This is a genomic window from Microcoleus sp. B3-D7, assembly GCF_036705305.1.
GTDB lineage: Bacteria > Cyanobacteriota > Cyanobacteriia > Cyanobacteriales > Microcoleaceae > Microcoleus.
This window is the reverse complement of the sequence record NZ_JAUBUE010000004.1, coordinates 87,150-108,663: the sequence shown is the minus strand read 5'-3', so window position 1 is coordinate 108,663 and position 21,514 is coordinate 87,150. Positions and strand designations below refer to the sequence as shown.

Here is a 21,514-nt window from a genome sequence, read left to right as displayed (position 1 = left end):
AATTTATGCTATGTTCGACTGCAAAGTTGACCGCAGGCTGAATATGCTCACTTTTCCTGGCGTTGAAGTCACAGAGCTCATCTACGAAAGCGCAAACTCCCTGGTTTACCGAGCATTCCGACAACCCGACAGTCTTCCCGTCATCCTCAAAGTCCTTAAAGAAAATTATCCCACACCCCAAGAACTCGCCCGCTATCGCACAGAGTATAAAATCACACAATCTCTGAACATGAGTGGGTGTATAAAAGCTTACGATTTGAAGCAATATCAAAACACGCTGGTGATGTTTGTCGAGGATTTTGGTGGCGAATCCTTGAAAATTTGGATGCAGCAGCAAAAATTTAGTATTGCAGAATTCTTGCGAATTGCGATCGCCACCACTGAAAGTTTACAACAAATTCACAGCGCCCACATCATTCACAAAGACATTAACCCTTCAAATATTGTCTTCAATCCAGCTAGCGGCGAACTCAAAATTATCGATTTTGGCATTTCCACGCAGTTGACGCGGGAGAATTACACCATAAAAAATCCCAACATTTTAGAGGGAACTCTTGCTTATATGTCGCCGGAACAAACCGGCAGAATGAATCGAAGTTTAGATTACCGCACAGATTTTTATTCCCTGGGCGGTACCTTTTACGAACTGCTGACATACCAACTGCCTTTTGACACTAACGATGTGCTGGAATTGGTACACAATCATCTCGCTAAACAGCCCTTATCTCCATCTGAGGTGAATCCTGAAATTCCGCAAATTCTTTCCGATATTGTGATGAAGTTGATGGGGAAAAATGCTGAGGAGCGCTATCAAAGTGCGCTCGGAATAAAAGCGGATTTAGAAGAATGTTTAAATCAACTGCACAGCCATAACAATATATCAGTTTTTACCCTAGGGAGTCAAGATATTTCTAACCGTTTTCAAATTCCACAAAAACTTTATGGCAGAGAGCGAGAAATTGATAGCTTACTGACAGCTTTTGCACAAGTAAGCCAACAATGCCAAGATGTCTGTGCCACAAGTTCAATGATGCTGATTTCGGGATATTCTGGTATCGGCAAATCAGCTTTGGTGCAAGAATTATACAAGCCGATTACTCAACAGCGGGGTTATTTTATATCCGGCAAGTTTGACCAATATCAGCGCAACATTCCCTACAGCGCAATTGTCAGCGCTTTTCAGGATTTAGCCAAACAACTGTTAACAGAAAGCGAAGCGCAACTTAAAGAATGGCGGGAAAAATTATTAGACGCATTGGGAATCAACGCTCAAGTCATTATTGACGTAATTCCCGAAATTGAATTAATTATCGGCAAGCAACCCGCGCCGCCAGAATTGGGTGCGACAGAAGCGGAAAACCGCTTTAATTTTGTGTTTCAAAACTTCATTAAAGTTTTTACTAAACCCGAACATCCTCTGACAATATTTATCGATGATTTGCAGTGGGCTGACGGGGCATCTCTGAAACTGATGGAACTGCTGATCGGCGCTTCGTCAACGGGACTGTTTTTAATTGGGGCTTATCGGGATAACGAAGTTTCTGCTGCTCATCCGTTAATGCTAACAATTGAAGAGATTGTCAAAAATGGGGCAAAGGTCGATCGCATTTCCCTGTCCCCTTTAGACTTAGCCACGGTTACTCAACTGATTGGCGATGCCCTGAATTGCCCGGAAGCAACAGTCAACTCCCTTGGCGAGTTAGTGTTTTTCAAAACGGGCGGTAATCCTTTCTTTATGAATGAATTTTTCAAATCACTTTATACGGAAGGGCTATTACAATTTGACTTAAAAGCTTTTAGATGGGAATGGGATTTAGAGGAAATTCAAGCGAGGGGATTAACTGATAATGTTGTCGAGTTGATGGCTGGAAAAATTCAACAGCAGTCAGAGAAGACGCAGGAAACGTTAAAGATAGCAGCCTGCATTGGCAATCAATTCGATCTGAAAACATTAGCCTCACTTTGCGAAAAATCTGTGGGAGAAACGGCGGATGATTTGTACGCAGCCGTTGCTGAAAATTTAGTCGTGTTGCTGGGGAATATGGGAGATGTGGAATTAGAAATTGCAGGGAAGTTCCCCAGTACGCAATCCGTAGAATACAAGTTTGTTCATGACAGAATTCAGCAAGCCGCTTGTTCCCTGATTGATGAACAGGATAAGCCGATCGTCCACAAACAAATAGGACAACTGCTGCTGCAAAATACTCCCATCGACAAGCGAGACGAAAAAATATTTGATATTGTTAATCAATTAAATTTCGGCTTAGAGTTGATTACTTATCAGCAAGAAAAAGATGAACTTGCAGAATTAAACCTAATAGCAGGTCAAAAGGCTAAAGTATCAACTGCTTATCAGCCAGCTTTCAACTATCTGCAAACAGGGATAAATTTGCTGACAGAAAACACTTGGCTGCTGCAATACCACCTCAGCTTGCAACTACATCAAGAAGCCGCACAGGTAGCCTACCGTTTGGGGAATTTTGAGCAAATGGAAGCTTTAGCTAACCTTGTCCTAGAAAATGCTAAAACTGTTCTAGATCGAGTCCAAATATATGATTTAAAAATTGAAAATTGCATAAGAAAAAGCAAGTTTAAAAAAGGGTTTAACCTGGGATTAAAAGTGCTACATTTGCTAGGAGTTGTTTGGCCACAATCTCCAAATAACATATATATAAAAGCGGAACCTTACAACTTAATTAACCTGCCCAAAATGACCGATCCAGAATCTCTAGCAGCTATGTCGATTCTGGGAGGAATGATAGGGATCGGCTATATAGGTATTCCAGAATTATTAGTGCCACTTGTGTTAACACAGATTGATTTATCTATTAAATTTGGCAATGCTCCTAAGTCTAGTTTTGCTTACGCAAGTTACGGAGTCATATTGTGTACAACTATACAAGATATTGAAAGGGGCTATAAATATGGAAAATTAGGTTTAAGGTTAGTAGAAAAATTAAATGCCAAATACCTGAAGGCTGGAGTTTTAGATATATTTGGCAATCATATATTGCATTGGAAAAAGCATCTTAAGGGAAGCTTGTCAATTTTAAAAGAGGCTTATTTATGCGCTGTTGAAACAGGGAATATAGATTTTATTGGTTATTCTACTTTTGATTATTGTTTTAATGCCTACTCAGTAGGATGTGAACTTAAAAACTTAGGAAAAGAGTTAATTTATTTTTATGAAATACCGATCAATAAAAAAAACAATACTTGCTTGACTTGGTTAGCAATGTATTTACAAATTATTTTTAACTTATTAGGTAAGGCTGACAATCCAACTCAGCTAATAGGAGAGTTTTATAACGAAGAGAAATTTCTACCACTTCAGCCACTTCAGCTAGAATTGAGCGATAGACAAGGACTTTTATTGCTTTATCTAAATAAGTTGATATTGTGCTATTTGTTTGGAAAGTCCCATGAAGCTGCTAAAAATGCAGTAGTTGCAGAACCATATTTAGATGGTGTGATGGGAATGGCAGCTATACCTATCTTCCATTTTTATGATGCTCTAGCGCATTTAAGTGTATTTGCTGATTATTCAAATTTTGAAAAAGAAAATGCTCTCAAGCGGGTTAGTGCTAATCAAGAAAAAATGCAGGTATGGGCGCATCACGCTCCCATGAATTACTTACATAAATTTTATCTAGTTGAAGCTGAAAAAGCGCGAGTTTTGGGGCAAGTTGTAGAAGCGATCGACTATTACGATCGCGCAATTTCCCTCGCCAAAGAAAACGAGTACATCCACGAAGCCGCCCTCGCTTACGAACTCGCAGGCAAGTTCTATTTATTTAGGGGGAAAGAATTAATAGCCAAAGCTTATATGCAGGAAGCTCGTTACTGCTATCAACTCTGGGGTGCCGTGGCTAAAGTTAAAGATTTAGAAACCCAATATCCGCAATTGTTTACGCTCGATATACCTACAAAGAAAAACATTTCAACCACTACATCAACTACGGGCAGCCCTTCTAGTTCTTCCTTGGATATCGCTACAGTCATGAAAGCTTCCGAGGCCATTTCTGGGGAAATTGTACAGGATAAATTACTCTCCAGATTGATGAAAATTTTGATTGAAAATGTCGGCGCTCAAAAAGGATATTTAATTTTAGAAAGCCAGGAAAAATTGCTGATTGAAGCTGAAGGTGTAATGAATGATGAACAGGTAACAGTGTGGCAATCTGAACCAGTTGAAAATTGCCAGGAACTTTCTGAAGCTATTATTAATTATGTCGCTCGAACCAAAGAAAATTTAGTGTTAAATGATGCCACTCGTGAAGGAAAGTTTACGAATGACCCTTACATCAAAGCACGTCAGCCCAAGTCTATTTTGTGTGCCGCTTTGATGAATCAAGGTCAACTGGCTGCTATTGTTTATCTCGAAAATAACCTCACTACAGAAGCATTTACTCCCGATCGCCTGGAAGTTTTGCAATTGCTATCGGGACAAGCGGCGATCGCACTTACCAATGCTAAACTCTACGCGGAAGTCAAGGAACGCGAAAACCGACTGACTCAATTTATCGACGCTATGCCGATCGGGGTGGCCGTGCATGACACCACCGGACAAATTACCTACGCAAATCAGACAGCACATCAACTAAGTGCTATTCCTACAATACCCGAAGCAAATACTGAGAAACTAGCAGAAGCTTGTCAACTTTATCTAGCGGGAACTAACGAGTTATATCCCACCGCACAAATCCCAATCGTGCGTTCTTTGGCGGGTGAAACTGTCAAAGTAGATGATATCGAGTTCCACCGACCTGATAAGATTGTTTCTTTAGAGGTTTCTAGCACTCCAATTGTGGATGAAACTGGCAAGATTAATTATGCGATCGCCACATTTCAAGATATCACCGATCGCAAACAAGCAGAAAAAGTTTTAGCTGATTACAACCACACTTTAGAACAGCAAGTGAGCGATCGCACTCTCGAACTCCAGCGGGAAATTATCGAGCGACAACGAGCCGAAGACGCCGCACAAGAAGCCAACCGAGCTAAAAGTACATTCCTCGCAAATATGAGCCACGAATTGCGGACTCCCCTCAATGCAATTCTGGGTTTTTCCCAACTGTTGAATCGTTCTTCTAACCTATTGCAGGAACAGCAAGAACACCTCGGTATTATCACCCGCAGCGGAGAACATTTGCTCGGACTGATTAATCAAGTATTAGATTTGTCGAAAATAGAAGCGGGACGCACGACTCTCAACCAGACAAACTTTGACCTCCACCGTCTGCTGGATGACATCGAAGATATGTTCCAACTACCGGCCGAAAATAAGGGATTGCAGTTATTAGTAGAGCGGATGTCAGACGTTCCCCAATATGTCCGAACTGATGAAATTAAATTGCGCCAAATTTTGATTAACCTGCTTTCTAACGCGATTAAATTCACATCAGAAGGCGGCATTTATGTAAAAATTAAAAAGCAGGATTTTGCTCAGCAAATCTGCTTTGAGGTTGAAGACACGGGAGCGGGAATAGATGTTAGTGAATTAGACAAGCTTTTTGAAGCTTTTGTGCAAACCAAAACGGGGGAAGAGTCGCAACAAGGAACAGGATTAGGTTTAACGATCGCACGTTCTTTTGTGCAGTTAATGGGAGGTGAAATGACCGTCAGTTCTCGTGCGGGGGGCGGTACAATCTTCAAATTTGACATTAAAGTTAATGCAGTTGAAAGTGCCGATCGCCAACGGGAACAGCCAACCAGACGAGTTATTGCGATCGCGCCCAATCAACCCCGCTATCGAATTCTCATTGCAGACGACGCTTTTGACAACCGCCAATTGCTAGTTAAACTGCTTTCCGCGATCGGTTTTGAAGTCTACGAAGCCAAAAATGGGAGAGAAGCAATAGAAAAGTGGGAGCAATATTCACCGCACTTAATCTTTATGGATATGCGGATGCCGGTGATGGATGGGTATGAAGCAACCAAACAAATTAAAGCCAAAGCATCATCAAGCTCCCCCCTTGTTAACGGCGGCGGGGGTATCGAAAGTCAATCAACAGCAATTGTTGCCATAACATCAAGTAGTTTTGAGGAAGAGAAAGCCATTGTTCTTTCTACCGGGTGCGATGATTTTATTCGCAAACCATTTAGAGAAGCAAACATATTTGAGGCTCTACACAAACATATCGGGGTACAATTCGTTTTTGAAGAACTAAATGCTGCCCCCAGTTTCACAGAAAATGAAGTAAATGTATTGACAAAAACAGCTTTTTCTGAATTGCCTCCGGAGTTAGTAGCCAATCTCCAGCAAGCCATTAGCAACCTCGATGTGGAACAGATGCAAGCAGTCATCAGTCAAATTCGCGAAATCAATCAGCCCTTAGCTAGGGCAAGCGCAGCTTGCATTAAAAATTTTCAGTACGAACAGTTGCTAAATTTAATACACACATTGAGGGATGAGACATGAACAAAAACCTCTGTTTTACCTTCCAAGAAAGTATTTTAGTTATTGATGATTGTCCTGAGAACTTAAAACTTTTAAGCGGGATACTATCGGCGGCTGGGTATAAAGTTCACCTAGCTCCCAGTGGGAAATTAGCTCTTAACTTTATCAATGCCAACTTACCAGACTTAATTTTACTCGATATTATGATGCCTCACATGGATGGCTACGAAGTCTGCGAGCAGCTCAAATCTACTCCGAAAACTCAAAATATCCCAATAATTTTTATCAGCGCTTTGCAAGAAATCTTTGATAAAGTAAAAGCATTTTCTGTGGGCGGTATAGACTACATTACCAAACCTTTTCAACAACAAGAAGTTTTAGTTCGCGTCGAAAATCAATTGCGTCTGAGTAGGATGTCTAAACAACTCATAGACCAAAATATTCTCGAAGAGCGCAACCGCATGGCGCGGGAAATTCACGACACTTTAGCGCAAACTTTTGCAGGCATTATCATACATTTGGGAGCTGCTGAACGGGTAATATCAGCCAATCCAGAACAAGCACAAGTACACATGAAAACAGTCTGCGAACTGGCTCGCTCTGGACTTGCTGAAGCGCGGCGATCCGTAGAATCTTTGCGCCCGCAACTGTTAGAAGATGGCGATTTGTATAGCGCCCTCAACCAAATTGCTAAACAAATGTCATCAGATACGGATACGCGCACTATTTTTGAAGTGGTTGGCACGGCATATTCCCTACCATTAGAGGTAGAAAATAATCTGTTGCGGATCGGGCAGGAAGCATTAACAAATGCTTTCAAATATGCCCAAGCTACGGCGATAAAAATTGAGTTTGTTTACGAAATATCCAAGTTTCTTTTGCGGGTGCAAGACAACGGACAGGGATTTGATACGGAAAGTATCGGTTTTAGGAATGGCTTTGGTTTATTGGGAATGAGAGAACGCGCCGATCGCATTAACGCGCAGCTAATTGTAAACAGCAGCCCCGGAAACGGAACAGAAGTTATAGTTTCAGTTAATCGCCAGTAAAGTAAGGTGCACATTTCGCACCATACATAGTAAGTTTGTAGTGAGAGATTCAGTTTTTTTTGATAAAATTAACAGGGTAAACATGATTAACCAATCAAATATTATTCGCGTTTTAATTGCCGACGATCATTATATTGTGCGGCAAGGTTTAGTGGCGCTGCTGGAGCAGGAATCAGATATTAAAGTTGTAGCGCAAGCAAGCAACGGCGAAGAAGCTGTGACAATGTTTCGCCAACATCAGCCCGATGTAACGCTGATGGATTGGCGGATGCCGGTGATGGATGGAGTCGCCGCCATTGCTGCGATTTGTGCGGAGTTTCCCAGCGCCCGGATTGTGGTGCTGACGACTTATGACGGCGATGAAAACATCTATCGCGGATTGCAAGCAGGCGCTAAGGGCTATCTGCTGAAGGATGCGGAACCAGAGGAGCTTTTAGCAGGAATTCGGGCAGTTTTTGAGGGTAAAAAGTACATTCCGCTGGCAGTGGGTGTTAAGTTAGCCGATCGCCTGAGTGGCCCTGAATTGAGCGATCGCGAATTAGAAGTCATCCGCCTCATAGTCGCGGGTAAAAGCAACAGCGAGATTAGTGAGGTTTTGCACATCAGCGAAAGCACCGTCAAGTTTCACATCAACAATATTTTGAGCAAAATGGGAGTTAGCGATCGCACGCAGGCAGCGATTTCCGCATTAAAACGGGGGATTGTCAGCCTGTAGTTTAATGATAGGTATTTTTTTTACTGAGAAATATGACTATTATGACGGCAAATAATGATAAATAAGACCTTAAGTTTTATGTAAAAACTTTTTAGTAAGGCTAAGGTGGAACTCCTAGGACAAATTAGCCCTCATCCAAAAAATGCTTTATTCATTTTTGTCCGAGTCTCAAGTCAAAGTCCGCATTTTAAAACAGTTTGCAGCCGCTGTTTCGGCGTCTTTAGCCCTCAGTGCAATAACCAGTTTGAAACCCTCGCCGGTATTAGCAGCTAGCAATATCCCCCCCGCAAATCAAACCTCGACTCAGCTAGCCGCAAAACCTGATTCTAGCTTGCAGCTAGGGCAGTTACGCAGCACTGTTCCCGTGCAGACAATGCAGCTCGATCCGGGGGGATTTATCCCGATCGCGATCGGCGGTATGATAATTATTCTGGTGCTGCCGCTATTTTTTGGCGGATTGGTAGTAATTGGCGATCGGGAAGTTGGCATTGTCAGTAAAAAGTTTACCTTCGGCGGCAAGTCTTTACCGCCCGGAGATTTAATTGCCTTAAACGGAGAAGCTGGATATCAAGCTGATACTTTGCCCCCCGGTTGGCACTGGGGTTATTGGCCTTTGCAGTACAACGTTCGCAAAGAGTCTCTGACTGTAGTTCCCCAAGGTGAAATTGCTTTAATTATCGCCGCCGCCGGCGAGTCGATTCCGCCGCAGCGCATCCTCGGCCAAATCACAGAATGCGACAATTTTCAAGATGCTCGCAAATTTCTTAAAAGCGGTGGAGAAAAAGGTCGCCAACTCGGCATTCTGACGGGCGGCAGCTATCGGATAAATACGGCATTATTTACGGTAATTACAGCAGCTAATGCTCCCAAACACGGGATGACAGCGGAACAGTTGAAACTGTACAAAATTGCTCCCGATAAAGTGGGAGTTGTGACAACTTATGACGGCGTTCCGATCCAAGATGGCGAAATTGCAGGGCCGATTATTCCCAATCACGACAACTTCCAAAACGCGCAGAAGTTTATCAGCGGCGGCGGGCGGCGCGGTTTGCAGGAACAGGTTTTGCTTTCCGGTTCTTGGAATTTAAATCCTTGGTTTGTCGGGGTGGAACAAGTGCCGATGACCGAAATCCCGATCGGCTATGTCGGCGCGGTTATTTCTTATGTCGGCAAAACCTCAGAAGATGTGAGCGGCGCTGCTTTCACTCACGGTAACTTAGTAAATGTCGGCAATAAAGGCGTTTGGGTAACTCCCCTTTATCCGGGGAAACATCCGCTGAATACTCGCATTTTGAAAGTAGAGTTAGTGCCGACTACTAATATAGTATTGAATTGGTCTGGCAAAACAGAAAGGCACAGTTACGATTCTAAACTTTCGTCTTTAACCGTCCGTTCTCAAGACGGCTTTGCCTTTGATTTAGAAGTAGCTCAGATTATTCACGTCGGCGCTTTGGATGCTCCGAAAGTCATCTCCCGCGTGGGTTCGATGCAGAATTTAGTTGATCACGTTTTGCAGCCAACAATCGGGAATTATTTCCGCAATTCTGCTCAAGCTTATTCTGTATTAGATTTTCTCTCGGCAAGAAGCGGCAGGCAAGCCGAAGCCGCCGAGTATATCAAAGCAGCTTTGCGTACCTACGACGTGCAGGCAATTGATACTTTAATCGGGGATATTTTGCCGCCTGCAGAGTTGATGCAAACTCAAACAGATCGCAAAATTGCTGAGGAACAGTGCAAGACTTATGAGGTGCAGCAATTAGCACAAACTCAGCGGCAACAATTGGTGCGGGAAACGGCGCTGGCTGAGATTCAACAAGAGATGGTGAAATCCGAACAAGGCGTGAAGATTTCTGAGTTGAAAGCGAATTCTCAGGTTAAACAAGCTCAAGGCGAAGCTGAGTCGATTCGGGTGAAAGGAAATGCTCAAGCTGAAGCTTATCGAGCGGGTGTTGTGGCTTTGGGTGGTTCCGGTTATACGGCTTTGCAGTTAATGCAAATTATAGGCGATCGCAACGTGCGAGTTGTGCCGGATGTTGCGGTAACAGGCAACGGTAGCGGCGGCGGTTTGGTTGATGGTTTGCTGGGAATGATGATGTGGAATCAAACGAGCAAAAATGGAGAAAATGGCGGGGAGTTACCTGTAGTTAACCTACAGAAATCGGAACCTGCGGCAAAGTTATCAGTAGCCCAGGTGAATTCTGTTAAGCCGTCGGCATCTCGCGCTAATTCCCCTGTTACGAATTCTGAGGCTGATATTGATTCGCGGTTTGATGAATTGCCGTTTGACGATCGATCTTTGAGTTAGGCTTTGCAGTTTTTAGTGAGGAGTGAAGTCCTTTCTGAAAGCTTTTAGTCAATAAGGACTAAATTCCTTACTAAAAACAATTTTAGGCAGCATTACCAACAACTTGAGGCAATGGAAATAAAACAGCCGGAACACATACAAAAAATTGCAGATTTTTTGTATGTGTTCCGTTGTAAACTGATGCTTTTCATGGAGAAGATTTGAGACAATAGACTGGGTTTTAAAAACAGGAACTAGGTTTTTTTGTCTCAGGGTTAATTTTTCTATTAAAGCTTTTAATAGTTCGATGCCGTAAATGTGAGGTATGGGTTCTCAAGTTTGCTCGTACTCATAAACCAGAGTTGCTAGTACGTGAAGGTAGTCGCGTTCGTCTTGAGTCAGTTCGCCTTTGTCCCACAGAGTCGAGCGCTTTTTGAGTTGCAATGAATTCCTCGTCACCAGTTATGGGTCGGGTAAGAAATGTTTTGATTAGTTCGATATAAGCGCTAGATTTGTTCAGGTGATTAGGCCATATTAAGAAAGTAAGACATTATCATTTTAGTTGAATAATTTAATTGTTTAACCGCCTATGAACGCCGATAGACGCGGATATAATTCATTTATTTATCCCTCATAACTCTTGAGGTAATTCATCGCTATTGAAATCTTTGTACCGATCGCAGTACAATCGATCGATATTGCATCTGAGGAATCTCCCCATGTCAGAACAGTTTTCCACTGAGATTAGCGATCGCATCTGCACTCACATGAACGAAGACCACGCTAGTGCTGTCGTGCTATATGCTCAAGCATTTGGCGACCAACCGCAGGCAACGGAAGCTCAAATGCTCGCTATTGATGCCAACGGCATGGATTTAACCGCTAAAGTAAATGACGAAACAGTGCCTGTTAGAGTAAATTTCGATCGCACTTTAAAAGACGCCGAAGATGCTCACCACACTCTCATTGAAATGGTGAAACAAGCTCGAAAAGTTGCTAAGTAGTCAATTGCGTACTATTCTGTTATAATTTTAACGTTTGCATTACGGAATTTAGTCCCGTTAAATGGTGGTTAAGGAGTAAAGTCCTTACTCAAAACAGTTAGTTGGGTGAAATCATTTTAAGGACTAAATTCCTCACTGCCAACAAAATATTTAATAAAGTTGAATTAACATCTAAAATATCAAATAAAATGACAGAAAATTACCCAAACCCTAAAGCATTAGATGTTGTCAAGGGCAGTAAAAATAACCACTTCGACGCCCTGGTAAAGCGAATAGATTTGATGATTCGCGCCCGCTATTCGCTGCTGTACATTGTCGGCGCGGAGGAGGAACCGGTCGAAGCCGTAATTGCCCAAGTAGCGCTGCAAGTAACTCCCGCGCGCCGGGTGTTGTTCTGGGATCTCGTGCGCGGCTGGGAGGATAACGGTTCAGGGAAAGGTTCGGTAATGGCGGCGCTCGATCGCGTCAGCAAAACTGCTGTTGAAGAATATACCATATTTGTACTGCGGGATTTGCACCCAACTTTGAAATATCCCTACAGCGAAAAAAGCGCCCCGGTAGTGCGAGAATTGCGGAATTTAACGCGGGAATTGAAGCGCAGCAAAAAAACTATAGTTCTTACTTCTCACACCCTGGAATTGCCCGAAGAATTGAAAGAAGAAGTAACAGTAATTGATTTTCCTTTGCCCAACGTGCAAGAAATCGACAGTTTAATTTCCCACGTTGTGGAAAAGCCGCAACAGTTGCAAGTTAGCGGTTTAGCAAGGGAACAGTTGGTTAAAGCTTGTCAGGGTTTGAGCCGCGCTAGAATCGGGCGGGTTTTGGCTAAAGCTTTGGCCGCCAAACAGCAAATTAACGAGTCAGATATTGACGGAGTTTTGGAGGAAAAACAGCAAGCAATTCGCCAAACGGGCATTTTGGAGTTTTTCAACTCCCGAGAATCCCTAAAAAGTGTGGGCGGCTTGGAGAATTTGAAACAGTGGGTAAAAATGCGGCAAGATGCTTTTACTGACGAAGCGCGTCGCTACGGTATACCCAATCCGAAAGGAGTTTTGTTAGTAGGAATTCAAGGCACAGGCAAATCTTTATCTGCGAAAACAATAGCCTCAGAATGGCGTTTGCCGCTGTTGCGGTTGGATACTGGGAGATTGTTTGGCGGCGTGGTCGGAGAAAGCGAAAGCCGCGTCAGGCAAATGATACAATTAGCAGAGGCGATCGCACCTTGCGTTTTGTGGATTGATGAAATAGATAAAGCCTTTGGCAACATTATCAGCGGCAGCGACGGCGACTCGGGAACTTCGCGCCGGGTATTCGGCAGTTTGATTACTTGGATGCAGGAAAAAACCAGTCCGGTGTTTATCGTCGCAACTGCAAATAACGTCAGGATTTTGCCGGCAGAGTTGCTGAGAAAGGGCAGGTTTGATGAAATTTTCTTTTTGAATTTGCCCTCTGAATCGGAACGGCAAGATATTTTTAAAGTGCACTTGCAGCGATTGCGGCCGACTAGATTGCGCGAGTTTGATTTGGCGGTTTTGGCCAAACGCGCTGAAAATTTTAGCGGTGCAGAAATTGAGCAAGTGGTAATAGATGGATTGTATCGGGCCTTTGGAACTTTTGTAAACGGACAGCGCCGGGATTTGATGACCGAGGATATTTTGAGGTCGATCGAGGATACAGTACCTTTAGCTGCGATCGCGCGATCGCAAATTGAAGATTTGAAGCGCTGGGCGGCGGAAGCTGGCGCGAGAACAGCTTCTAACGATACTCACTTAATTGATGAATTGAAACGCTACAGCCAGCGGCGGAGGGATGCGATCGACAATTAACTTAATTTGGCATCTGTTTGTAGTCAGGACTTCAGTCCTTATTCCTGATTCACCAAAACTTGCTCAGACTAAATTCCTCACTACAAATTCAACCTAAAAATATCCGCCAGAATACCATTTTGCTCAACCATTCTCTCCGCATCCGGCGAATCGTAAACCACTAACAGCGAATTCTGCTCCCCCAAATAGGGAAACAGGCTCAACCCTTCAGCATTGTCCGTACCCACTTTAAAAGGCAAGTCAAACAATACCTCCAAATCTTCCCCATCTTGCCCCGTAATACTATCGCCCGATCGCCCTAAAATTCCCTTTAACCGAAAAACCCTCGTCGCCCCAGATAAAGTCATCGTCGGCCCGGCTAAAACAATTAAATCTTTCCCGTTCCAGCACAATTCTCGCACGCCCAAACCGTTCAAATCAACAAAATGTTTGTTGTACAATTTCCCTCCTTTCCCAATTTCCTTAAGTTTTAAAACTCCCGGTTCTGCCTCTTCAACTTCTATTTCTAAAATAATTGCCCAACCCCGCAGTACAGGTCCCCGCAAACCAATAAAAATCCGATTTCCGCGCACCGCCAACCCTTCAATATCAAAGCCATTTTCTTTACTCGGAATCGGCACAGATAAATATAGACCCAGGTGGCTGTCATCTTTGAGCGCGTCTGTCAGCAAATTGCCCGTTTCTGTCCGCTGAAGGCATCCCACTTTCTGTTCCCTTTGATTGTCTGAATGGGAAATTGACTCGCACAAAATCCCGTCTTTCATAGGAATGCGCGCCAGCAAATAACGGTTGACATCTGTCTCGATTTCTGCTAATTTTTTAAGGTCTTTGTCTGCGTTTTGGCCTTTAGCTTTGTTGCGTTTTGTGCTGTGAGAACCGACCAGCCAAAGATAATCGCTGCTGAAATCAATTCCTTCAATATCGATTTCGGATTGTCCAGATAGAGCGATAAAATCTGCGATCGCAAATCTTTTATGTTCTCCAAAAATATGAGGCGCCACAGGCGACAAACGCTCGATCGAAGCCGTTTCATCGGAACCCAGCCACAAATGACCATCGGGAGTTACAGCAACAGCGGATAAGTCTGTAATAATATCAGCGGCTTCGCTGTTGAATTGCAACAGCAGCCGACCGAGCAAAAAAGATTCTGGCATAATTATTAGCACTAAAACTATTCTTAGGGTAAGTCATTATAGCTAAAGTTGCTTGAAACTGATATCTTGCCACAGTTGTAATAGTCAGCCGGGGGATTAATTCCCCCTCTCAAAGCTTGCATTCGGTTAAAAGTGAGCTCTTGCCCGATTCTCAATAAGGCTTTTATGGGCGGGCTAGGAGCAACGGCCCACAAGAAAGAAAATTCATCTGTTGTGGAACAGGCATCTTGCCTGTTCATGACAGAGGTGCAAGATGTGAGTTAAAACCCATTGAAAATTAAAACAGAAAACTAAAACAAATATCCTCCTCAAGCCTCATAGCGAAAACTTCCGTTTTGAGATAAGGATTTTTAACCCCTAGCGGGCCAAACCGCAGTCGGCGGTGATTATTCCGCAAACCGAACCTCCACAGACGGATAACACCCTAATTGAAGCATTAACATCGCCGTTACGTTTCGTTACGATAAGGAGACAGAGAGAAAAACCTCTCATTCGTAAAATCAGAGGTAGCCATTATGAACGGTACATTTCGCGTCGGCAACCTGTTTGGGATTCCCTTCTTTGTCAACGCATCTTGGTTTTTAGTTCTGGGTTTAGTAACCTGGCAGTACGGCGGCGCACTAGCTGCCCTGTTTCCCACATTGGGCCCCGTAGCGCCCTGGATGCTGGGATTATTAACAGCGTTACTGTTATTTGCTTCCGTTTTAGCCCACGAATTAGGACACAGTTGGGTAGCCATTAAACAGGGAATTGGCGTGAAATCAATTTCGCTATTTCTGTTTGGCGGACTGGCTAATTTGGAAAGAGAATCTAAAACCCCAGCCGAAGCATTTTGGGTAGCCATTGCAGGCCCGTTGGTCAGCTTATTGTTATCCGGTTTGTTAACAGCGATCGGCATTGGTGCTGGTCTCACAGGCCCCGCCGCCGCCATCGTCGGACTTTTAGCTTCCATCAACTTAGTTCTAGCCTTATTTAACTTAATTCCCGGTTTGCCCCTCGACGGCGGCAACATCCTCAAAGCGATCGTCTGGAAAATTACCGGCAACCCTTACAAAGGTGTAATTTTTGCTAGCCGCGTCGGTCAAATAATTGGTTGGATTGCCATTGCTACAGGCGTATTCGGCAATATCTGGAATCTAGTAATCGGTTGGTTCTTACTGCAAAATGCCGGTCAATCTGCCCAATATGCCACAGTCCAAAATCAACTGGCAGGCCTGACAGCCGCAGATGCTGTGACCCCCGAAAGTCCGATCGTCTCCCAAGACTTGTCCCTCAGAGAATTTGCCAACAACTACGTGATCGGTAGCACTCAAACCTGGCGCAGGTTCCTGGCAACAGATGATGCCGGACAATTGGTAGGTGCGATCGACCTAGACGACCTCAAAACCATTCCTACCGGAACTTGGCCCCAAGTTTTAGTGAAAGAACTCCTGAAGCCGATCGAATTTTCCACCACCGTCAAACCAGAATTATCCCTCCTCGAAGTCGTCACCCTTCTGGAACAGCTAAAAGTACAAGAACTCCCCGTCATTCGCGAAAACGGTGTCCTCGTCGGACTTGTAGAAAAAGCTGAAATTGCCCGCCTGCTACAAAGACGAGCCGAAGCGAACCCTGCTTGATATCCTCAGATACTTGACAAATAATAGTTAACCCCCTCGATTTCTCCTTACCAAAAGGGCGATCGGGGGGGTTAACTCTAGCTTCAAAAAAGTCAAGTCAAACACTCAATTATTAGCAGCCAATCATATCATTTCCGGTTACACTCCTTATGATGTTGACTGTTGACTGTTCACAGTCAACAGTCAACAGTCAACTCGAATTTACTATTCCGATGCTAACGGATTTGATATCAAGCATGATAATTATCAGAGTGTATTGACCTTTGAGCGAGGATTTTATGCTATCTCATGACTATTGGGGCAGCAGCTACAATAACTGTTCGGGGAGCATCTCTGCCGAGATGCTCCCCACAACAACTTTATAGATAATATCAAATCCGGGGCGCCGGAATGATATCAAGTCCACGCTTCATCGTCAGGCGTAAAGTCGAATCAAGCCGCCAACAAATAATTCGCGCAATTTTCATTTTTTTGACCCTCCTTCTACAGTCAACAGTCAACAGTCAACAATGATAAGGAGTGCAACCGAAATCGATATAACGTGAGCTTAGTCGCACCCGAAAACTCAGCAAATTTATAGGAGAAGATGCACATTGCGTCCCCTACAGATCAATTTCCGCGATCAAATCTAGTATTTTTTGATAATCAAAATTATATAGATGATTCATCAGAACTTCCGCCAAAACCTCATTATCGCTGCCGATTTCCTCAATACTTGTGGCAATCAAGTCGAAGTCAGCCTCACGGACTGCCTGTTTTAGATTGCTCGTCCATTCTGGGGGAACTTTCGGCTTGGAGTCCAGCGTAAATATTGCAGCACTATCAGATATTTTTTCTTGTACCATTCTTGAACTTTGCGATAAATCATTGACTTCAACATATTTATTGATGACTTCACCCGCCCCCGCTGCGGTAACAACTTGAATGTCAAACTTGAAGACTGTGCCGTGTCCCACTTCGCTCTCGACAGTAATGTCGCCCCCCATTAATCTTATGAACTCGCGGCTGATGTTTAATCCTAAACCCGTACCTGTTTGAACTTTCTTTTCTGATGAAGTTTGCACCAATAATTCAAATATGCTTTCTAATTTTTCCGGGAAAATACCAACTCCTGTATCGGCTATTTCAAAACTAATAAAAAGAGTTTGTTGAGGTTCTCCACTATTTACAAATTCTTTTTCGGTAGGCTTAATTATTCCTTCTTGCTTGGAGCATACGGTGATTAAAACTGAACCATAATGGGTAAATTTAACCGCATTATCTAATAGATTAATTAACACTTGTCGCAACTTAAACTCATCAGTTTGCACGTATTGGGGAACATCGGAAGAGCAGTCAATAATTACTTGCAATCCTTTATTTTTTGCCGTAATTAAAAACATATTTTGCACGTCTTCCAGCAAGCGGTACAAGTCAAAAATTTTGGCGTTGAGTGCCATCCGCCCGCCTTCTATTTTAGATAAGTCTAAGACTTGATTGATCAGTTGAAGCAGGTGTTCTCCGCTGCGACGAATAATTTTGATATTTTCTTTCTCCGACAAAGTTAAATTAGCGCTGGGTTCCATTAATTGAGCGAAGCCGAGAATGGCGTTGAGGGGAGTTCGCAATTCGTGGCTCATGTTGGCTAGAAAGAGGCTTTTAGTTTTGTTGGCAGCTTCGGCGGCTTCTTTGGCTTGTTGGAGTTCTTGTTCTGCTTGTTTGCGATCGCTCGTATCAATGATTATGCCGTGCCAGACAATATCTCCATTTTCGCGCAATTCTGGTCGAGAATAACCTTGCAGCCATTTGAGTTTTCCCGAGGCTGTCACAATCCGCCACTCGTGGGAAAATGGTTCGAGATCAGTGGCACTTTTGACAATTGCCTGGAAGTGACTGGATCGATCGTCCGGGTGTATTTGTTCGTAGAATAAAGCAGAGTTGTTCTGGATTTCCTCCGGCTCTAATTCTTGAATTTCTCGGCACAGAGGACTGATATATTCCATCTTGACTGAGCCGTCGGGATGCTGCACGAATATGTAAAGTTCTCCGGGAACAGTGTTCGCTAATTTGTGAAACAGAGCTTCGCTTTTTTGCAAGGCTAATTGTGCTTGTTTGCGCTCGCCAATATCAATCCCAAATCCAAACAAAAAATCCAGACTGCCACCTTCGTCGAGCACCGGTGTGCCGTGCCACTCGACTAACAAAGTCCGATCGTCCGAAGTGAGAATGCGATGTTCGTTAACCGTTTGCTCCCGCGCTGTTACGCCCGTAAAAATCGAATGTAATCCGGCTCGATCGCTTGGGGGTACAAATGTAGCTAAGTAATCTTTGCCTGCAACTTCTGTGGCAGTATAGCCCACCGCTTCCAGCATACAGTTATTCGCCAGCAGGATTTTACCCTCAGAGTCGATCGCCACAAAAAAAATCGGAGAATTTTCGATAATCTTTAAGTTAAAGTCGCGCTCTTGACGGATAATTTTGTCAGCTTGCTTGCGCTCCTCAATTTCGAGCTGCAAACGGGCATTGATCGAGGCTAGCTCGATCGTGCGATCGACTACTTCAATTTCGAGGGTACGGTTGTAGTCAGCCAATATTTGCTCTGCCTGTTTGCGAGCCGTAATATCTTTAAAAACAGTAAGAACATAAAGGATATTCCCCGCACCGTCAAACACCGGCAGCGCTCGCACTTCCAAACGAATATTTTTCCCGTCTCGGCGAATATCCACATCTTCAGCAATCACCTCCAAGCCACTCAACGCCCGCACAAACGGCATTTGCTCGACCGGGTATAGTTGATTAGTGCCTGCTATATAAATTTGATAAGCTTCTGCTAGCTCTGCTGCGGTGGCATCGGGCATTTCTTCCCTGCCCAATATCTGCTCTCCCGCCGAATTGATGAAAATAAATGCACCACCCGGAGTCATCGCCGAGACTCCAACAGGCAAATTTTCTACCAGCTTGGCAAATTTTTCTTCACTTTCTGCCAAAGCTTGAAAAGACTGTTTCAGTTGAGCTGCCATCTCGTTGAAAGAGTGCGCTAATTCGCCGACTTCCTCAAGCCTACTGACAGCAACAGGGCGATCAAACTCTCTGACGGCAATATCTTTAGCTGCTTCGTTGAGCCGCAGCAGCGGCAGCGTTACCCACCTAGCTGTCAGCACTCCAGCAATTGTCGATAGCAGCAGCGCCGCCCAACAAAGTAAAATTGTAGTGCGCGTATTTTTGTTGATTTGCCCCATGAAATCTGATTCGGGAACTGCGATCGCAATCAGCCAGTTCAAACCGTAAACATCAGAAAAGGGCAGCACTTCCACAAAATATTCCTCCCCGTCTCGGCTAAATTGCAGTTGCTGCCGCTGCTGAATGTCGCCAAAGCCCCCGAAGTTTTCGTACAAATATTTAGCTGCAGTGCGAATGACAGGATTTTGGCTGTCTAAAACATTCACCCGCTGCAGTTGCGGCTTTCCAGACATCTTTCTAAAGGGTGATTCTTGACTCGAACTGGCAACCAGCAAGCCCGATCGTTCGATCGCGAAAATTTGCCCCGTTTTGCTAAGCTTGATGCGATGGAGATATTGCTGAAGCTCCGAGAGCGAAAAGTCTACTGCACTAACTCCCAGCAATTTACCATTTCGATCGCGAATCGGTTGGCTGGCAGCAATAAAAACAGTCCCAGGAGTAAAACCCGGATAAATGCTCGTCCAAATCGGTTTATTAGCTGCGACAGCTTCCTTGTACCAGGGGCGGAGACGGGCATCGTAGGTTCTGGGTTCTGCCTTTAATTTAGCGGTGCGAGTGCCGTTGCCGTCTGTAGCGTAGTAAATGCTGTGAAAGTTGCTAGACTTGTTCGCCGCGACAATTTGCAAGCTGTTATGCGTGGGGTTGCGCCAAATGCCGAGATATTCTCCTGATTTTTCAGCGCCGAAGGATATCCATTGAATGCTTTTAAAAGATCGCATTTGCTGCCAGAGGAACTTCTCTCCCCGAGGCTGTGGCTTTTCTAACTGTAAGTTTAATTCACCGCACTCGATCGCTTCAGCGTTAAGTTGATTTACCCACTGGGTATGTTCGAGAAAAGAAATCAGCTTTTCTTCAACTCTCTTTCCCGTCTCCGCGATCAATTTCTCGGCGAGATCTTCGACTGCTTTGTCTCCGTTGCGAAAGGACAGATACCCGACAATCCCCACTCCTGCGACGATTTGCAGCACAAAAGAGGCCACTAGAAGGCGACGCAGGGAGATTTTTGGTTGGTGTTGAGAAGTTTTACTCGCGAATCGGGGCAACGGCATAGGCTGATGACTAATTGCTCCCTAACACTTTAACTGTTCCAGCCTGTAATTTCACTTAGGGGCGATCGAGGTGTTTCCTTGCCCTCAAAACACCTCCCACACAGACACATAAAATTTTAGATTTTAGATTTTAGGTTAAATAATTGGGAATGAATGATCAAGCTCGTGCTTTCGAGCTGCGCTACAGTTGCATTCTTTCTTTTTTTCAACTGGTATGACGCACTGTTTGCTGAGAATACCTCTGCAATTTTCTTGTTTTGGTGGGTTTCCTAGCTCAATCAAACCTAATTCTTCCTTCAAACCTCTTCGGTTCATCAATTACATCCGTTAAATCCCGTACACAATTGGTTGCAGAACATCCATCCATTACATCCATTACATCCGTTAAATCCCGTACACAATCGGCTGCCGAACTTCTGTTTAACAGCTACGCGGAAAATCCCCCGCTTGTCCACACGGATATAGCGAGGGGCGAGAATAGGTATTCTCGGAAAATATAAAGTAGTGGCAGTGGCTTTTGTCCAGCCATTGCCATCTATAGAAGCCATACTGTTTGAGGCTCACAGAAAGATTTCAGAGCCAATTCTCTGCTTGCAGTCAACGCTTGAAGTCAAACCAACCTGTTCAAGCAAGAAGTCAAAGCAAGTCGTAAAGGCCTAGGCTACTTCTTCTTCTCGATCAATTTGGCGCAGGTGAATGTGCTTGCGTCCCAGAGAGATTTCAAATTCATCTCCTGGCTGGAGTTCCATCTGTTTGGTGTAGGCAGCTCCAATCAGTAAGTTGCCGTTAGATTGAACGCTAATCCGATAGCTGGCAGAGCGTCCGCCGCGTCCATTGCCGTTTTGCTTCCCGTCTAGCTGAATGCCTTCTGCATCAATCAGCGCATTCAGGAATTTCATCATGTTGACCCGTTCTACGCCGTTCTTGGTAACGGTGTAGTAGCCACAGGCTCTAGCTTTTTCTTCCTTGGTAAGGTTCTCTAGGTCTTTGACCTTTTTGATCAGATCTTCGCCTTCCAGGGGTTCGATATTTTTCTTTTTAGCCATTTACTGAGTCCTGAAATATTCAACTGGTGTACGGATTTTTTCTCGGTTGGTTTTTGGTTTGACCAAGAAACTTTAGCTTTATAGCTGGTCGTAAAACCATATTACACCGATCGGCTCAATTGTTAACCACTATTATCTAAATATTTTTA

10 protein-coding genes are annotated in these 21,514 nt (G+C 44.0%); 7 read left to right on the top strand and 3 right to left on the bottom strand.

All coding sequences use genetic code 11. The features are described 5' to 3' along the window. Window positions 1-10: 10 nt before the first annotated feature. The 6 genes from QUB25_RS04995 to QUB25_RS04970 all read left to right on the top strand — a co-directional run bounded on the left by QUB25_RS04995 (window position 11) and on the right by QUB25_RS04970 (window position 13,278). Window positions 11-6,421 (top strand): AAA family ATPase, encoded by a 6,411-nt coding sequence (locus QUB25_RS04995; protein ID WP_333182225.1) that lies wholly within the window; start codon window positions 11-13, stop codon window positions 6,419-6,421. After that, window positions 6,418-7,449 carry a response regulator gene (locus tag QUB25_RS04990; protein WP_333182224.1) on the top strand — a complete coding sequence of 344 codons (1,032 nt, stop codon included), beginning with the start codon at window positions 6,418-6,420 and terminating at the stop codon, window positions 7,447-7,449. Before QUB25_RS04995 ends, QUB25_RS04990 begins: the two co-directional genes overlap by 4 nt. An 85-nt stretch (window positions 7,450-7,534) precedes the next feature. Then, entirely contained in the window at window positions 7,535-8,164 is a 630-nt protein-coding gene (locus QUB25_RS04985; RefSeq protein ID WP_333182309.1) for a response regulator transcription factor, read from the top strand. A 142-nt stretch (window positions 8,165-8,306) separates the two neighbouring features. Continuing rightward, entirely contained in the window at window positions 8,307-10,469 is a 2,163-nt protein-coding gene (locus QUB25_RS04980; RefSeq protein ID WP_333182223.1) for a flotillin family protein, read from the top strand. Window positions 10,470-11,167: 698 nt separating this feature from the next. After that, window positions 11,168-11,452 (top strand): DUF2470 domain-containing protein, encoded by a 285-nt coding sequence (locus tag QUB25_RS04975; RefSeq protein WP_333179554.1) that lies wholly within the window; start codon window positions 11,168-11,170, stop codon window positions 11,450-11,452. Window positions 11,453-11,640: 188 nt separating this feature from the next. Then, complete coding sequence (locus QUB25_RS04970; protein ID WP_333182222.1) at window positions 11,641-13,278, top strand: AAA family ATPase; 1,638 nt, start codon at window positions 11,641-11,643, stop codon at window positions 13,276-13,278. An 80-nt stretch (window positions 13,279-13,358) separates the two neighbouring features. On the opposite strand, the gene QUB25_RS04965 is transcribed toward QUB25_RS04970, so the two are convergent. Further along, window positions 13,359-14,432 carry a DUF3616 domain-containing protein gene (locus QUB25_RS04965; protein ID WP_333182221.1) on the bottom strand — a complete coding sequence of 358 codons (1,074 nt, stop codon included), beginning with the start codon at window positions 14,430-14,432 and terminating at the stop codon, window positions 13,359-13,361. Window positions 14,433-14,947: 515 nt separating this feature from the next. Here QUB25_RS04965 and QUB25_RS04960 point away from each other — a divergent pair. Then, on the top strand, window positions 14,948-16,051 hold the full coding sequence (locus tag QUB25_RS04960; RefSeq protein ID WP_333182220.1) for a site-2 protease family protein: 1,104 nt from the start codon (window positions 14,948-14,950) through the stop codon (window positions 16,049-16,051). 602 nt (window positions 16,052-16,653) lie between these two features. Here QUB25_RS04960 and QUB25_RS04955 read toward each other — a convergent pair. Together QUB25_RS04955 and QUB25_RS04950 are read right to left on the bottom strand one after the other, a co-directional pair. Next, on the bottom strand, window positions 16,654-20,319 hold the full coding sequence (locus QUB25_RS04955; RefSeq protein ID WP_333182219.1) for a PAS domain S-box protein: 3,666 nt from the start codon (window positions 20,317-20,319) through the stop codon (window positions 16,654-16,656). 656 nt (window positions 20,320-20,975) lie between these two features. Continuing rightward, complete coding sequence (locus QUB25_RS04950; RefSeq protein ID WP_333060228.1) at window positions 20,976-21,365, bottom strand: AbrB family transcriptional regulator; 390 nt, start codon at window positions 21,363-21,365, stop codon at window positions 20,976-20,978. Window positions 21,366-21,514 lie beyond the last annotated feature (149 nt).